The organism is Streptomyces sp. NPDC060000, from assembly GCF_042737375.1.
In the GTDB taxonomy this organism is placed as follows: domain Bacteria; phylum Actinomycetota; class Actinomycetes; order Streptomycetales; family Streptomycetaceae; genus Streptomyces.
Map to the genome: position 1 here is coordinate 1 of NZ_JBHWUU010000056.1, position 13,128 is coordinate 13,128.

Consider the following 13,128-nt stretch of genomic DNA (forward strand, 5'->3'; position numbering starts at 1 on the left):
AGACAGCCCCCGCACCGGGCCGGAGCCGATATCTGTCGGAACTACTCGCCGGGGTGGGCGAGTTCGATGTCGTGGCCGTCGACGCCGGAGCCCGCCACGGTCAGCGCGGTGGCCACCGGCGGGTAACCGGTCGCGATGACCGTGTACTCGCCGCCGTCGAGGTCGGCGAAGGCGTACGCCCCGTCCGCGCCGGTGGTGGCCGTGCCGACCACGTTGCCCGCCGCGTCCACGAGCGTCACGCGCGCGTCGGCCAGCGGACCGTACGGCGCCCGGACGACACCCTGGAGCTGGACTCCCGCGTCGAGGACGACCTCCGCGCGGGTCACGCCCGTCACGCCGATCTCGACGGGCAGGGCGCGCGGCCGGAACCCGACGGCGTTCACCGCGACGGTCACGGCACCCGGTACCAGCTCCGTGAAGGAGAACTCGCCCTGCTCACCGGTGGCCGCGGTGGCCAGCAGATCGCCGCGCACATCGGTGACGATCACCATCGCGTCCTTGACGGCCTCACCCGACTCGGCGGCGCGCACCACACCGCCGAGGCCGCTGGTCCCGCTGAGCAGGATGTCGTACGCGACCGGCTCGCCGTTCACGACGATCGTGGACGCCTGCGGCTGGAAGCCGTCGGCGGAGGCGATCAGCACGTACGAACCCGTGCCCGGCGCGTCCAGCGCGTAGGAACCGTCGGCCTGGGCGACCGACCGGCCGAGCTGGCGTCCGGCGAGCGAGATCAGCGTGACGGCGGCCTGCGGGACGGGCGCGCTCTCCGTGCCGCGGACGAAGCCGTGCACAGGGATGCCGCCCGAGGGCGCCTGGAGGGGTTCGGCGGTGGCGACGGCGGCGAGCCGCTGCGTGCCCTGGACACCGGCCTGGTGACCCGGCTCGGCAGCCGTCTCGGCGACCGCCCAGCTGGGGACGTTCTCCTCGGGGCGAGCCGTGGCCGTGTCGGTCACCGCAGCCCCGGCCGGAGTCGCCGCCGTGGTCGTGGTCGTCGCCGGGGACTCCGTCGTGGTCTCCGTCTGCGCCAGCGCACCCTTGGTCCGCAGCGGGACCTCCTTGATGAACAGGGTGATCAGGAAGGCGAGCAGTGCCAGGACGGACGCGATCAGGAAGACGTCCGCGATGCCGTGGCCGTACGCGCTCTCCATGACGGTGCGCAGCGGCGCGGGCAGCTTGTCCATGTCCGGGATCTCGCTCGAGCTCGAACCGGAGCCGAGGGACGCGTACTCGGGGCCGAGGTCGGCGATGCCGTCCTTGGCGTAGTCGGTGATGCGGTGGGCCATCACGGCACCCAGCGCGGAGACGCCGACCGCACCGCCGAGGGAACGGAAGAAGGTGACGGTGGAGCTCGCCGAACCGAGGTCGGCCGGGCTCACCTGGTTCTGCGTGGACAGCACCAGGTTCTGCATCATCATGCCGATGCCGAGACCCAGCAGGGCCATGAAGACGGCCATCTTCCAGTAGTCCGTGTCGTACCGGATGGTGCCCAGCAGACCGAGGCCCGCCGTCACCAGGACGCCACCGCTGACCAGCCAGATCTTCCACTTGCCGGTCCGGGTGATGAACTGCCCGGAGACCGTGGAGGAGATGAACAGACCGCCGATCATCGGGATCGTCATGACACCCGACATGGTCGGCGACTTGTCCCTGGCCAGCTGGAAGAACTGGCTGAAGAAGACGGTGCCGGTGAACATCGCGACACCCACGAAGAGCGAGGCCAGCGACGACAGCGTGATGGTGCGGTTGCGGAACAGCCGCAACGGGATGATCGGCTCACTTGCCCTGGACTCGACCAGCACGAACAGCAGGCCGAGCAGGATCGAGCCGCCGACCATCGTGTACGTCTGCCACGACACCCAGTCGTACTTGTCACCGGCGAAGGTGACCCACAGCAGGAGCAGGGAGACCGCGGCGGAGATGAAGAACGCGCCGCCCCAGTCGACCTTGACCTCCCGCTTGACGACGGGCAGGTGCAGGGTCTTCTGCAGCACGATCAGCGCGATGACCGCGAAGGGCACACCGACGTAGAAGCACCAGCGCCAGCCGAGCCACGAGGTGTCGGTGATGACACCGCCGAGCAGCGGACCGCCGACGGTGGCGATGGCGAAGGTCGCGCCGAGGTAGCCGGAGTAACGCCCGCGCTCACGCGGGGAGATCATCGCGGCCATGACGATCTGCGCCAGGGCGGAGAGACCGCCGACGCCGATGCCCTGGACGACACGGCAGGCGATCAGCATGGCCGGGTTCTGCGACAGACCGGCGGCCGCGGATCCCAGCACGTAGATGACGAGCGCTATCTGGACGAGCGCCTTCTTGCTGTACAGGTCGGAGAGCTTGCCCCACAGGGGCGTGGCCGCGGTCATGGAGAGCAGCGCGGCGGTGACGACCCAGGTGTAGGCGGACTGGCCGCCGCCCAGGTCGCCGATGATCTCGGGCAGGGCGTTGGTGACGATCGTGGACGACAGGATCGCCACGAACATTCCGAGCAGCAGCCCGGAGAGCGCCTCCATGATCTGCCGGTGGGTCATCGGAGCGTCGTCGGCGGAGCCGTGGGACCCTCCGCCGTGCTTCGCGTGAGCCCGCACACCGGCTGGTGTGGTCGTTGCCATGGGCTTCCTTTTCTTATGTTGCTCGTGCGGGTGTACGGGTGGTCTGTGTCTGTTCGCTTACGGGAACAGGAGGCGGGGGTGCGGGCGGGGGCGGCGGGCGGTGCGCGATCGTCCGGCAGTCGCCGAAGCTGGCGCGCAGCCGGGTCAGCAGTCCGATGAGCTGGCCGACCTCGGTGTCGGTCCAGTCGCCCAGCCGCTCCGCGAGCAGCTCGGTGCTCCGGCGGGACAGCTCGACGAGCATCGCGTGGCCCTCGGGGGTGAGGTGCAGGATGCGGGAGCGCTTGTCCGCCGGGTCGGGGGAGCGTTCGATCCAGCCCCGGTCCGCGAGGTGCGCGGCGTGTCGGCTGGTCACGGACATGTCGACGGCGAGCAGCTCGGAGAGTGCGCTCATGCGCATGTCGCCGTGGCGGCCGAGGAGCGCCAGCACGCCGGCCGAACCCGCGGAGCAGTCCTGCGGCAGGATCCGCCCGAGGTCCCGCTTCACCGCCCCGACGGCACTGAGCTGACGCGCCAACTCCTCGTACTGCGCCTGCCCTGCCATCACACCTCCCAAGTTGTTGCTTAGGGCAACCATAGGAGCGGTTGGTTGCTGCAGGCAAATAAAACGGCGACAGGCCCCGCAAAAAGTTGGCAAAGGCAAGTATTGCGAGGGTAAATGTGCAGGTGAGGGAGTTGCCGGTGGCCCCGAAGGGAGCGGGAGCCGACCGCGGACGAGAGCGAGATCCGACCGCGGCGCGGCTGCGGTCGTTTCAGTGGCCGTGGCCGTGGCCGAGTTCTGGAGGAGAGGGGGGACGACCGTGGCCCAGAGGCAGGAGCAGGGCAGGGGCGGCCAGTACCGGGCCGCGTCGCCCTCCCCTGGTGCGCACGAACCGGGTTGTGCGGGGCCCCTTCGGTATCAGTGCCGAATCGCGGACGAGGCGGCCGGCGAGGGTGGCGGCCTGCCGGTCCCCAGTGGTCGGCCGTCGTGTCCGCAGGGTGGCGGCCTGCTCTGGTCCTCGGAAACCGGCCGTCGTGTCCGCGGGGTCGCGGACAGCTCGGGTCCTCGGAGGCCGGCCTCCGTGTGCGTGGGGTCGCGGACATCCCGGATCCCCCAGTGGTCGGCCGTCGGGTCCATCCGCAGGGTCCCGGGTGTCCGGAGTGGTGACCCCCACTTGGGCCGCCCCGCGCATTTTCGCTAGTGTCTCGGCCCATGGCTAACACGCAGGGCCCCCAGGGCAACCACGACCCCGCCGGCAGCACCCAGATGTTCCGCGCGTTCGTCGACGACGGCGCCCCCCGGGCCGCCCAGCCGGCTCCCACTCGGTCCGGGCCCGGTATCGGCCTGATCGTCGGCATCGTCGCCGCGGTCGTGATCGTCGCGGCGGTCGCCTGGCTGGCGCTGAAGTAACGGCCGGCCCGTACCGGACGGTGTGGCCGGGGGCGTCAACGGCCGTGTTTCACCACGGCGTTACCGCGCACCCGGCACCGCTCGACCGACCCCACCGGCCTCTCGCTGCCCGCCCTCACGCAGCTCCCACGGTTCCTCACTCCCACCGGACCGAGACGTCCCGTGTCTCGATGTGCATGCCCAGTGGTACCCGCCACGCGTCGACGCAGACCGTCCAGGTCTTCTCCCTGCGCGCGCCCGCGGCGATCGGCGTCGGGAGCGCGGCCGTCGATCCACGCGTCGCCCAGTCGATGCCGAGCGAGTCGACGACATGGGTCCCGAAGGTCACCGTGCCCGAACGCACAGCGGTGCCACCGGAGTTGCGGAAGGCGAGCGTCACGTCCTCGCACCACCGTTGATCCGTACCCGCGCGGACGGGATCGCTCACGGTGAGGGAGGCCGGCCCGGCGGGCGCGGTGCCGGACGGGCCCGTGGGCGCCGGTGAGGCCGAGCCCGAGGACGTACCGCCTTCGGAACCCGTGGAACCTGTGGAACCCGTCGATCCCGACGAGCCCGTGGAGCCGCCCTCGGGGGCCGGAGTGGCTGGAGAGTCAGAGGCGCCCGAAGAACCCGGGGCAGCGGTTTGTGAGGAGGCGGCGCCGGATTCCGCGCCGCCTGCGGCCGGGCCCCGCGCCCCGTATCCGCTCCCGCCTCCGGCCGTTGCTCTCTCCGCGGTGGCCCCCGGACCGGCTCTTCCCTCGGGAGGGCCGCTCGCTCCGTCCAGCGGGACGAGCCGTACCCCGCCCGTCGGATCCGCGGGGTCGCCCGGTCGTGAACCCGGAGGTGCCGTCTCGCCCGCCGTGCCGATGGCAACGTAGCCGTCCTGGTGACCGCCGCTCCCGCAGCCGGCCAGCAGACCCGCCGCCATCACGACGGCGGCCGCCGACGCGCCTCGTACGGCGCCCCGGCGGCCACGTGCCCGTGTCGGACTTCGCATCGCGTCAGTGTGTCTGACGCTCAGTCAGGAAGGAAGTCCTCGACCGAGTACGACCAATTGCCAGTCGTCAGTAACCAGTTGTCAGTGCCAGAAGCTGGTAGCCAGCGGCCGGCAGCTGGTCGCTGAACCGGCTAGTCGGAGATGAGGCCCTCGCGCAGCTGCGCCAGGGTCCGGGTCAGGAGACGGGAGACGTGCATCTGGGAGATGCCGACCTCCTCGCCGATCTGGGACTGGGTCATGTTGGCGAAGAAGCGCAGCATGATGATGCGGCGTTCACGCGGCGGGAGCTTGGCCAGCAGGGGCTTCAGCGACTCGCGGTACTCGACGCCTTCCAGGGCCGTGTCCTCGTACCCGAGGCGGTCGGCCAGGGAGCCCTCGCCGCCGTCGTCCTCCGGGGCCGGGGAGTCCAGCGAGGAGGCCGTGTAGGCGTTGCCGACCGCGAGGCCGTCGACGACGTCCTCCTCGGAGACGCCCAGCACCGCGGCGAGTTCGGCGACCGTCGGTGAGCGGTCCAGCTTCTGGGAGAGCTCGTCGCTGGCCTTGGTGAGGGCCAGGCGCAGCTCCTGGAGGCGGCGCGGGACGCGCACCGACCACGACGTGTCGCGGAAGAAGCGCTTGATCTCGCCCACGACCGTCGGCATGGCGAACGTGGGGAACTCCACGCCCCGTTCGCAGTCGAAGCGGTCGATCGCCTTGATCAGGCCGATGGTGCCGACCTGGACGATGTCCTCCATCGGTTCGTTGCGCGAGCGGAAGCGGGCCGCCGCGTAGCGCACGAGGGGGAGGTTGAGCTCGATGAGGGTGTCCCGGACGTACATGCGCTCGGGGCTGTCCTCGGCGAGGGTGGCCAGTCGCAGGAACAGGGAGCGGGACAGGGTGCGGGTGTCGATGGCCCCCGTGGCCGTGAGGGCCGGGGCCGGAGCGGCCTCGGGAGCCGTGACGTCGTCGAGCACGTCGAGAACGACGGGCTCGGCAGGCGTGCTGGGCGCGGACTCGCTCTTTGTGAGCGTGAGCACCTTCGAGCTGCCCTGATCTGCGGACATGCCACCCCCTTTGGGTCGCGGGACGGTCGCGGCGAACATTCCCGCTTGAGGAACGTCAGCCTTCACCTGAATACCGGCGCCGAAGCCCCGGCAAACGCGCTTCCGGCAGAATGTCACATGTCGGCAACACGCTGTAGTGACATGTCGACATGAGAGTTACGAAACGGCCCTGGAAACAGGGGGTCTGACGGCATTTCAGCGCAGATATACCGGGAATGGCGCCGGTGAGTGATTCGCTCTCAGAGGTGACGTCTCGGTCAGGCTTGCGATCCCGGATCGAGTGACGTGTCGGAGCGTGTCAGCGTGTGCCCGCGTGGGTCCGCGTCATGCCTCGATGCGGTTGGCCGAGCGAAGCCGCTGGAAGCTACGCGCGAGTAGCCGGGACACATGCATCTGGGAGACACCGAGTTCGGCGCTGATCTGGGACTGCGTGAGGTTGCTGTAGTAGCGCAGCAGGAGGATGCGCTGCTCGCGCTCGGGGAGTTGGACCAGGAGGTGGCGCACGAGGTCGCGGTGCTCCACGCCGTCCAGTGCCGGGTCCTCGTAGCCGAGGCGGTCGAGCAGGCCCGGCAGGCCGTCGCCCTCCTGGGCCGCCTCCAGCGAGGTGGCGTGGTACGACCGGCCCGCCTCGATGCAGGAGAGCACCTCGTCCTCGCCGATACGCAGCCGCTCGGCGATCTCGGCCGTCGTCGGGGTGCGCCCGAAGGCGGTCGTCAGGTCCTCGGTCGCGCTGTTGACCTGCACCCACAACTCGTGCAGCCGGCGCGGTACGTGGACCGTGCGGACGTTGTCGCGGAAGTACCGCTTGATCTCGCCGATGACCGTCGGCATGGCGAACGTCGGGAACTGCACGCCCCGCTCCGGGTCGAAGCGGTCGATGGCGTTGATCAGGCCGATGGTGCCGACCTGGACGACGTCCTCCATCGGTTCGTTGCGGGAGCGGAAGCGGGCGGCCGCGTAGCGCACGAGCGGCAGGTTGGCCTCGATGAGCGCCCCGCGCACCCGGTTGTGCTCCGGCGTGCCCGGCTGGAGCTCCTTGAGCTCGCCGAAGAGCAGCTGGGTCAGCGCCCGGGTGTCGGCGCCTCGGCGCCGCTCGGGGGGCGGCTCGGTTTCGGGGACGGCTTCCCGGGCGGCTTCCCCGACGGCTTCGGGCGCCGCTGCGGGCGCGGCCAGGGCTTCCAGGGCGGGCGCCGGGGCCGGTGCCGGGGCGGTTGCCGGGGGTGCCTCTTCCTGAGGCGGCGCAGTACTGGCCGACACGGTCAACGCCACCTCTTCGTCAGGTCAACATCGGTCAACTCATCCGTCAAAAGCGGTCATAGCATCACAAGACATGTGCACTGTGTGCAAGCACCCCATAACGCCGTGTTGAGGGAGAAGTTGGGCCGTCGTGCCGGTCCCGGACAGGCGAAAGCCCCCCGCTGTTCCGGCGGAGGGCTCCGTACTGCCGAGGAGGTGTGCCGCGAGGGACGGCTCAGAACTCGTAGTCGGCGACCACCCAGGTGGCGAACTCCCGCCACAGGGCGACGCCCGCCTGGTGGGCCGGGTGCTCGATGTACCGCTTCAGGGCGTCCGCGTCCTCGACCGCCGAGTTGATCGCGAAGTCGTGGGCGATGGGCCGGTCGCTGATGTTCCAGCCCAGCTCCCAGAAGCGCAGTTCCTCGATCCGGCCGCCGAGTGCCCGGAAGGCGGCCTCACCCTCTACGACCCGGGGGTCGTCGCGCTCGACGCCCTCGTTGAGCTTGAAAAGGACCAGGTGGCGGATCATGGGCACTCCCGGTGGGTGCTACTTGGCCCCGTCGGCGAGCCAGGTGAAGAAGTCACCGACGGCCTTGGCGGCGTCCGATATGCCCTGGAACCCTATCTGGACGTAGTCCGCGGCCTTGGCCGGGTCCGTGATGATCACGTAGAGCGCGAAGACCACGATTACGTAGACGGCGATCTTCTTGGCGTTCACCGCCACCTGGCCTCCCCTGTATGCGCCCGTTCGGGCCCTGTTGCCGGCGGCGAGTGTAACCGGAAGTGCGATTTTCACACCGCTTTTTGAGCGTCTCCGGCGCGTTGGTGAACCGTTCGAGGGCCCTCGTCCGATGAAGGGGCGAAGGGCCACGGAAACGCGACGAAGGGCCCGGCTCACAGAGCCGGACCCTTCGTCCTGAAGCGGTAGCGGAGGGATTTGAACCCTCGGTGACTTGCGCCACACTCGCTTTCGAGGCGAGCTCCTTCGGCCGCTCGGACACGCTACCGAGGGAGACCTTACAGCAAGGCGGGGCCCGGTTTGAAATCGGTATTCGGCGGTGGATCACCGGTCGCGGAAGAACTCCGTGAGGAGTCCGGCGCACTCCTCGGCGAGGACGCCTTCGAGGACCTCGGGGCGGTGGTTGAGGCGTCGGTCGCGGACGACGTCCCAGAGGGATCCGGCCGCGCCCGCCTTGTCGTCGCGGGCGCCGTAGACGACCCGGTCCACCCGGGACTGCACGATCGCGCCCGCGCACATCGTGCACGGTTCGAGGGTCACCACGAGCGTGCAGCCGGACAGCCGCCACTCGCCCAGCGCGGCCGCCGCCCGACGGACGGCGAGCACCTCCGCGTGGGCCGTCGGATCGCCGCCGGCCTCGCGTTCGTTGTGGCCCCTCGCGAGGACCGTCGTACCGTCCGGAGCCAGCACGACGGCACCGACCGGGACGTCCCCGCCCCGGACGGCCAGCCGTGCCTCGTCCAGGGCGAGCCGCATCGCGGCCCGCCAGGGGTCGCGTACGGGGTCGGGCGCCGTTCCCGGTGCGGTCAGCGGACGGTCTCCAGGACCTCCGAGGCGCCGAGGGCGTCGGCGATCTCGGTGACCGCGTCCGAGGACAGCGCCCTCAGCTCCTTCTCGCCGACACCGAGGTCGTCGAGGATGCCTGCGTCGCCGACCGGACCGTGCGGCACGGCCTCGGCGGAGCCGTTCACGGTGCTGACGGCATCCTCTTCCTCGTCGTCCTCGGCGTCCTCGTTCTCACCGTCCTCGGTGCCGTCGAGATCGAGGGTGTCCAGGGCGTCCAGGTCGCCAGGATCCCTTCCGAGCAGTTCGTCGGTGAGCAGGATCTCGCCGTACGAGCTGCGGGCGGCGGCTGCGGCGTCGGAGACGAAGATGCGAGGATCCTCCTCGCCGTCGATGCGGACGACCCCGAACCAGGAGTCCTCCTGCTCGATCAGCACGAGCACCGTGTCGTCGTCGGGAGAGGCCTCCCGGGCCAGGTCGGCCAGATCCGACAGGGTCTCCACATCGTCGAGCTCCGTGTCGCTCGCTTCCCACCCGTCTTCGGTGCGCGCGAGCAGTGCGGCGAAGTACACCGTGACTCTCCCACTGGTCTTAGGCGTGCCGGTTGGGGGTCCCCCCGGCGGAGGTTGTGGGCGGAGAGAGCTCAGGCTCCGAGCCCCACCCACTCGGAATCGTGGCAGAAACAAAGCGTCCAGGGGACATCTTCGGCCCCCTGTGTCCGGTGGTTTTGATCGCACGTCCATGAGCAGGTCCATGACCGCGTCCGCGAGTGACTCACCAGCGCGCTCGTTGCCGCCTTCAGCGGATCGTACGCGGCTTTCCCGTGCGCCCACGCACGCCCGCTCCGCGTGACCACCTGTGGCGGGTGGCGATCTTCCCCGTATGCCCCAAGTCCCGTACGGCTGCGGCTACCAGCGGAATGTGCGCATGCGCATCGCGTGGCGCAGACGGGCGGTCTTGGCGCGGCGTGGCTGGACCCGGTCGCGCAGTTCGCGCGCCTCGGCCAGCTCGCGCAGAAACCGGGCGCGGCGCCTTCGGCGCTCGGCGTCGGTCTCGTCCGATCGCGCCCTCTCCGGCGAGTCGTTGTCGGGCAGGTTGGGCAGCTCAGGCATCAGCACATCACTCCGGGTACCCCGGTCCGTCTCCTTACCTTTCTCCCACTTTCCCTCTCACGGGCGGTTTGACGCCGGCCAACGGCCCAACCCGGGGGCAACCCAGGGTGAGAGGTTCACTGTGTGTGGGGGCGCCCGGGCGGGTTCGGCCCGGTTACTGTTGTGGACATGCGTCTTCACGTCGTCGACCACCCCCTGGTCGCCCACAAGCTCACCACGCTGCGCGACCAGCGCACGGACTCCGCGACCTTCCGCCGGCTGGCCGACGAGCTGGTCACCCTGCTCGCCTACGAAGCCACGCGTGACGTACGCACCGAGCAGGTCGACATCAAGACGCCGGTCGCCTCGACCACCGGCGTCAAGCTGTCCTACCCGCGTCCGCTGGTCGTGCCGATCCTGCGCGCGGGCCTCGGCATGCTGGACGGCATGATGCGGCTGCTGCCGACCGCCGAGGTGGGCTTCATGGGCATGATCCGCAACGAGGAGACGCTCGAGGCGTCCACGTACGCGACGCGCATGCCGGAGGACCTCCTGGGCCGCCAGGTGTACGTCCTGGACCCGATGCTGGCCACCGGCGGCACGCTGGTCGCCGCGATCCGCGAGCTGATCCGACGGGGCGCCGACGACGTGACGGCCGTGGTGCTGCTCGCCGCTCCGGAGGGCGTGAAGCTCATGGAGCGCGAACTCGCGGGCACCCCGGTCACCGTCGTCACGGCGGCGATCGACGACCACCTCAACGAGCACGGCTACATCGTCCCGGGCCTGGGCGACGCGGGCGACCGGCTGTACGGCGCGGCCGAATAACCCGAGCAGGCCGAGACACCCGTAACGCCCGTAACGCCCGTAACGCACGTAGCGCTCGAGCAGCCGGTCGGTGACGGGGCGGGAAGGCGGCGGGGCGGCAGGGCGGCGGGGCGGGAAGGGCTGCTGCTAGCAGCCCTTCTTCGTGGACGGTGTCGGCTGGGGCGCGGCCAGGGCCGTCAGGGCCTTGACCGAGGCCGTCTGGCTGGTCAGCGCCTTGAACTGGTTGCCGATGATCAGATCGACGGCCGTGCCCCTACGGGCGGCGTCGGTACGGCGCTCGGCGGCGATGAGCTGGGTGGCGAGCACCGGCAGGGAGGTGTTCAGCGAGGATGCGGGGCCGAGCAGTATCCCGGCGCCGGTGACCTTCTTGTCGTACTGCTTGGCGGCGTTGCCCACCTCGCCGATCTTGAAGCCGCGTTTCTTCAGCTCGTCCGCGGTGGTCTTGGCGAGGCCGCTGCGGGTGGTGGCGTTGAAGACGTTGACGGTGATCTGGGCGGGCTTGGGCACCGCGCCCACAACGGCAACGGCGGCGGCAGCGGCAGCCGACGCGGAGGCCGCGGGGCTCGCCTTGGTCGCGTTCGCCGGGCAGCCGGCCCCGGCGGCCGTGGCCGTACCCCCGCCGCCCGTGAAGACGTCGATGAGCTGAAGGGTGCCCCAGCCGGCCACGCCGAGCACGGCGCCGCAGGCGACGACCACGACGGCCAGCCTGCCGCGGCGTCGATGGGGGCGCATGCGGGGGTATTTGTCCCCCGTGATCCGGTACTTGCCGCCCATGCCGGGGGGAGTCAGCATGCTCATGAGCGCAGCGTAGTGCGCCCGGGCGGCCGTGACGAATAAACGATCATCCGACACCGCTCGGGGTGCGGGAAAGCACCCGAAAGGGTCAACCCGAAGGGTCGGCCGGGGCGGGTGGCGGGGGTCCGGCGGAGGGTCAGTCCAGCTCGAGCACGCGCGCGTGCAGTACCTGTCGCTGCTGGAGTGCCGCCCGCACCGCGCGGTGCAGCCCGTCCTCCAGGTACAGGTCGCCCTGCCACTTCACGACGTGCGCGAAGAGGTCGCCGTAGAACGTGGAGTCCTCCGCGAGCAGGGTTTCCAGGTCGAGCTGCTGCTTGGTGGTCACCAGCTGATCGAGGCGGACCGGGCGCGGCGCGACGTCCGCCCACTGCCGGGTGCTTTCCCGGCCGTGGTCGGGGTACGGCCGGCCGTTTCCGATGCGCTTGAAGATCACACGGAAAGCCTACCGGTCCAGACGTTCCGGGCGCAGCCATGGAGACGGAGTGCGACGCTGGAAAAGACGTGATGAACGGGGGTAAAACGGAACGATGGTCTGCCGACGAGTGGGTCGACGAGCGCCGCTGACATCGCCGTCGGGTACGCCTTCACCGGGCCCGCCCTCGACCTCGGCGCGCTGCTGTGGGACGGGAAGTGGCCTGCCCGAGGCCCCGTCCGGATCCCGCTCCCGATGCTGAACAGGCACGGTCTGGTCGCGGGCGCCGCCGGCACAAGCAGGACCAGGACGCTCCAGCTGATCGCCGAGCAGCTCTCGGCGCGGGGTGTGCCGGTCTTCCTCGCCGACGTCAAGGGCGATCTGTCGGGTGTGTCGGCGCCGGGAGCGGCGGGCGACCGGGTGTGGGGCCGGGCGGCGGAAGTCGGCCAGAAACGGACGGCGACCGGCCCCCGCCGAGTTCTACGCCCTGGGCGGCCTCTTCCACGACCTCCCCGAGATCGGCGACGCCCCCGAGCTCGTCTTCTTCTTCGACGAGGCGCGTCTGCTCCCCAGTGACGCCTCGAAGGCTTTACTCGAAGGCTTTACTGGACTCCATCACGCGGACCGTCCGGCTGATCCGCTCGAAGGGGATCGCCGTGTTCTTCGTCACGCAGACCCCGAAGGACGTGCCCGGCGATGTCCGGGCCCAGCTCGCAACCGTGTCCAGCACGCCCTGCGGGCCTTCACCCCGGACGACCAGAAGGCCCTCGCGGCCACGGTGAAGACGTTCCCGAAGTCGCCGTACGACCTGGAGGAACTGCTCACCTGGCTCGGCACCGGGGAGGCCGTCGTGACCGTCCTCAGCGAGAAGGGCGCCCCGACGCCGGTCGCCGCGACCCGGCTGCGCGCGCCGGAGTCCCTGATGGGTCCGGTGGATGGGCCGGTCCTCGACCGGGCCGTGCGGGAGTCCGCGCTCCCCGAGCGGTATGCACAGGCTGTGGAAGAGCGGTCCCAGTGGTCCCAGTGGTGGCGACGGGTGCCGCCGCCGTGACTTCGGCGACCGAGCCCGGCATCAGCAGGACGAGCAGCAGCAACCAGCGTCCGCAGCCGGGTACGGCTGCGGGGGAGGCGGGCTGCGAGGCTCATGAGGGGTCATCTCCCCGCGACACGCGCCGTCTTCAGCATGCCGGGGCTCGGATGCGCCCGTTCGGCGGACAACCGGCTCACCCGGT

General features: G+C 70.4%; 14 protein-coding genes, 1 tRNA gene and 1 pseudogene. 3 read left to right on the plus strand and 13 right to left on the minus strand.

Annotation, left to right across the window (positions count from 1 at the left end):
• Positions 1-41: 41 nt before the first annotated feature.
• Both ACFWBB_RS26975 and ACFWBB_RS26980 read right to left on the minus strand, forming a co-directional pair.
• Positions 42-2,609, minus strand: coding sequence for an MFS transporter (locus ACFWBB_RS26975; protein ID WP_385277474.1), 2,568 nt, complete (start codon positions 2,607-2,609; stop codon positions 42-44).
• Positions 2,610-2,622: 13 nt separating this feature from the next.
• Positions 2,623-3,150 (minus strand): MarR family winged helix-turn-helix transcriptional regulator, encoded by a 528-nt coding sequence (locus ACFWBB_RS26980; protein WP_385277476.1) that lies wholly within the window; start codon positions 3,148-3,150, stop codon positions 2,623-2,625.
• 648 nt (positions 3,151-3,798) lie between these two features.
• Between ACFWBB_RS26980 and ACFWBB_RS26985 the strand changes: the two genes are divergently transcribed.
• Positions 3,799-3,996: a hypothetical protein gene (locus ACFWBB_RS26985; RefSeq protein ID WP_385277478.1), complete on the plus strand. Its 198-nt coding sequence runs from the start codon at positions 3,799-3,801 to the stop codon at positions 3,994-3,996.
• 136 nt (positions 3,997-4,132) lie between these two features.
• On the opposite strand, the gene ACFWBB_RS26990 is transcribed toward ACFWBB_RS26985, so the two are convergent.
• From ACFWBB_RS26990 to ACFWBB_RS27030, 9 genes are all read right to left on the minus strand, one after another.
• Positions 4,133-4,423 carry a hypothetical protein gene (locus ACFWBB_RS26990; RefSeq protein WP_385277480.1) on the minus strand — a complete coding sequence of 97 codons (291 nt, stop codon included), beginning with the start codon at positions 4,421-4,423 and terminating at the stop codon, positions 4,133-4,135.
• Positions 4,424-5,103: 680 nt separating this feature from the next.
• Positions 5,104-6,015, minus strand: coding sequence for an RNA polymerase sigma factor SigF (locus ACFWBB_RS26995; protein WP_385277482.1), 912 nt, complete (start codon positions 6,013-6,015; stop codon positions 5,104-5,106).
• A gap of 324 nt (positions 6,016-6,339) precedes the next feature.
• The gene (locus tag ACFWBB_RS27000; RefSeq protein ID WP_385277484.1) at positions 6,340-7,272 is read right to left on the minus strand and encodes an RNA polymerase sigma factor SigF; all 933 of its coding nucleotides are present in this window, start codon (positions 7,270-7,272) and stop codon (positions 6,340-6,342) included.
• A 214-nt stretch (positions 7,273-7,486) separates the two neighbouring features.
• A complete protein-coding gene (locus tag ACFWBB_RS27005) occupies positions 7,487-7,780 on the minus strand; it encodes a Dabb family protein (RefSeq protein WP_385277486.1) in 294 nt (97 codons plus the stop codon).
• Positions 7,781-7,798: 18 nt separating this feature from the next.
• Positions 7,799-7,975 (minus strand): hypothetical protein, encoded by a 177-nt coding sequence (locus tag ACFWBB_RS27010; protein WP_385277488.1) that lies wholly within the window; start codon positions 7,973-7,975, stop codon positions 7,799-7,801.
• Positions 7,976-8,173: 198 nt separating this feature from the next.
• A tRNA-Ser gene (locus ACFWBB_RS27015) sits at positions 8,174-8,258 on the minus strand.
• Positions 8,259-8,314: 56 nt separating this feature from the next.
• Positions 8,315-8,746, minus strand: coding sequence for a tRNA adenosine(34) deaminase TadA (gene tadA / locus ACFWBB_RS27020; RefSeq protein WP_385277490.1), 432 nt, complete (start codon positions 8,744-8,746; stop codon positions 8,315-8,317).
• A gap of 50 nt (positions 8,747-8,796) precedes the next feature.
• Entirely contained in the window at positions 8,797-9,345 is a 549-nt protein-coding gene (locus tag ACFWBB_RS27025; protein ID WP_385277492.1) for a hypothetical protein, read from the minus strand.
• A gap of 336 nt (positions 9,346-9,681) precedes the next feature.
• On the minus strand, positions 9,682-9,885 hold the full coding sequence (locus ACFWBB_RS27030; RefSeq protein WP_385277494.1) for a hypothetical protein: 204 nt from the start codon (positions 9,883-9,885) through the stop codon (positions 9,682-9,684).
• Between the two features lie 168 nt (positions 9,886-10,053).
• Here ACFWBB_RS27030 and upp point away from each other — a divergent pair, with 168 nt between their 5' ends.
• Positions 10,054-10,689: a uracil phosphoribosyltransferase gene (gene upp / locus ACFWBB_RS27035; protein ID WP_385277496.1), complete on the plus strand. Its 636-nt coding sequence runs from the start codon at positions 10,054-10,056 to the stop codon at positions 10,687-10,689.
• Positions 10,690-10,815: 126 nt separating this feature from the next.
• Here upp and ACFWBB_RS27040 read toward each other — a convergent pair whose 3' ends face one another.
• Positions 10,816-11,463, minus strand: coding sequence for a LytR C-terminal domain-containing protein (locus tag ACFWBB_RS27040; RefSeq protein WP_385277569.1), 648 nt, complete (start codon positions 11,461-11,463; stop codon positions 10,816-10,818).
• Positions 11,464-11,620: 157 nt separating this feature from the next.
• Positions 11,621-11,917, minus strand: coding sequence for a type II toxin-antitoxin system VapB family antitoxin (locus ACFWBB_RS27045; RefSeq protein ID WP_004943146.1), 297 nt, complete (start codon positions 11,915-11,917; stop codon positions 11,621-11,623).
• 99 nt (positions 11,918-12,016) lie between these two features.
• On the opposite strand from ACFWBB_RS27045, the pseudogene ACFWBB_RS27050 reads away from it, so the two are divergent.
• Positions 12,017-12,920, plus strand: a pseudogene (locus ACFWBB_RS27050) (helicase HerA-like domain-containing protein); the annotation flags it as partial.
• Between the last annotated feature and the right edge of the window lie 208 nt (positions 12,921-13,128).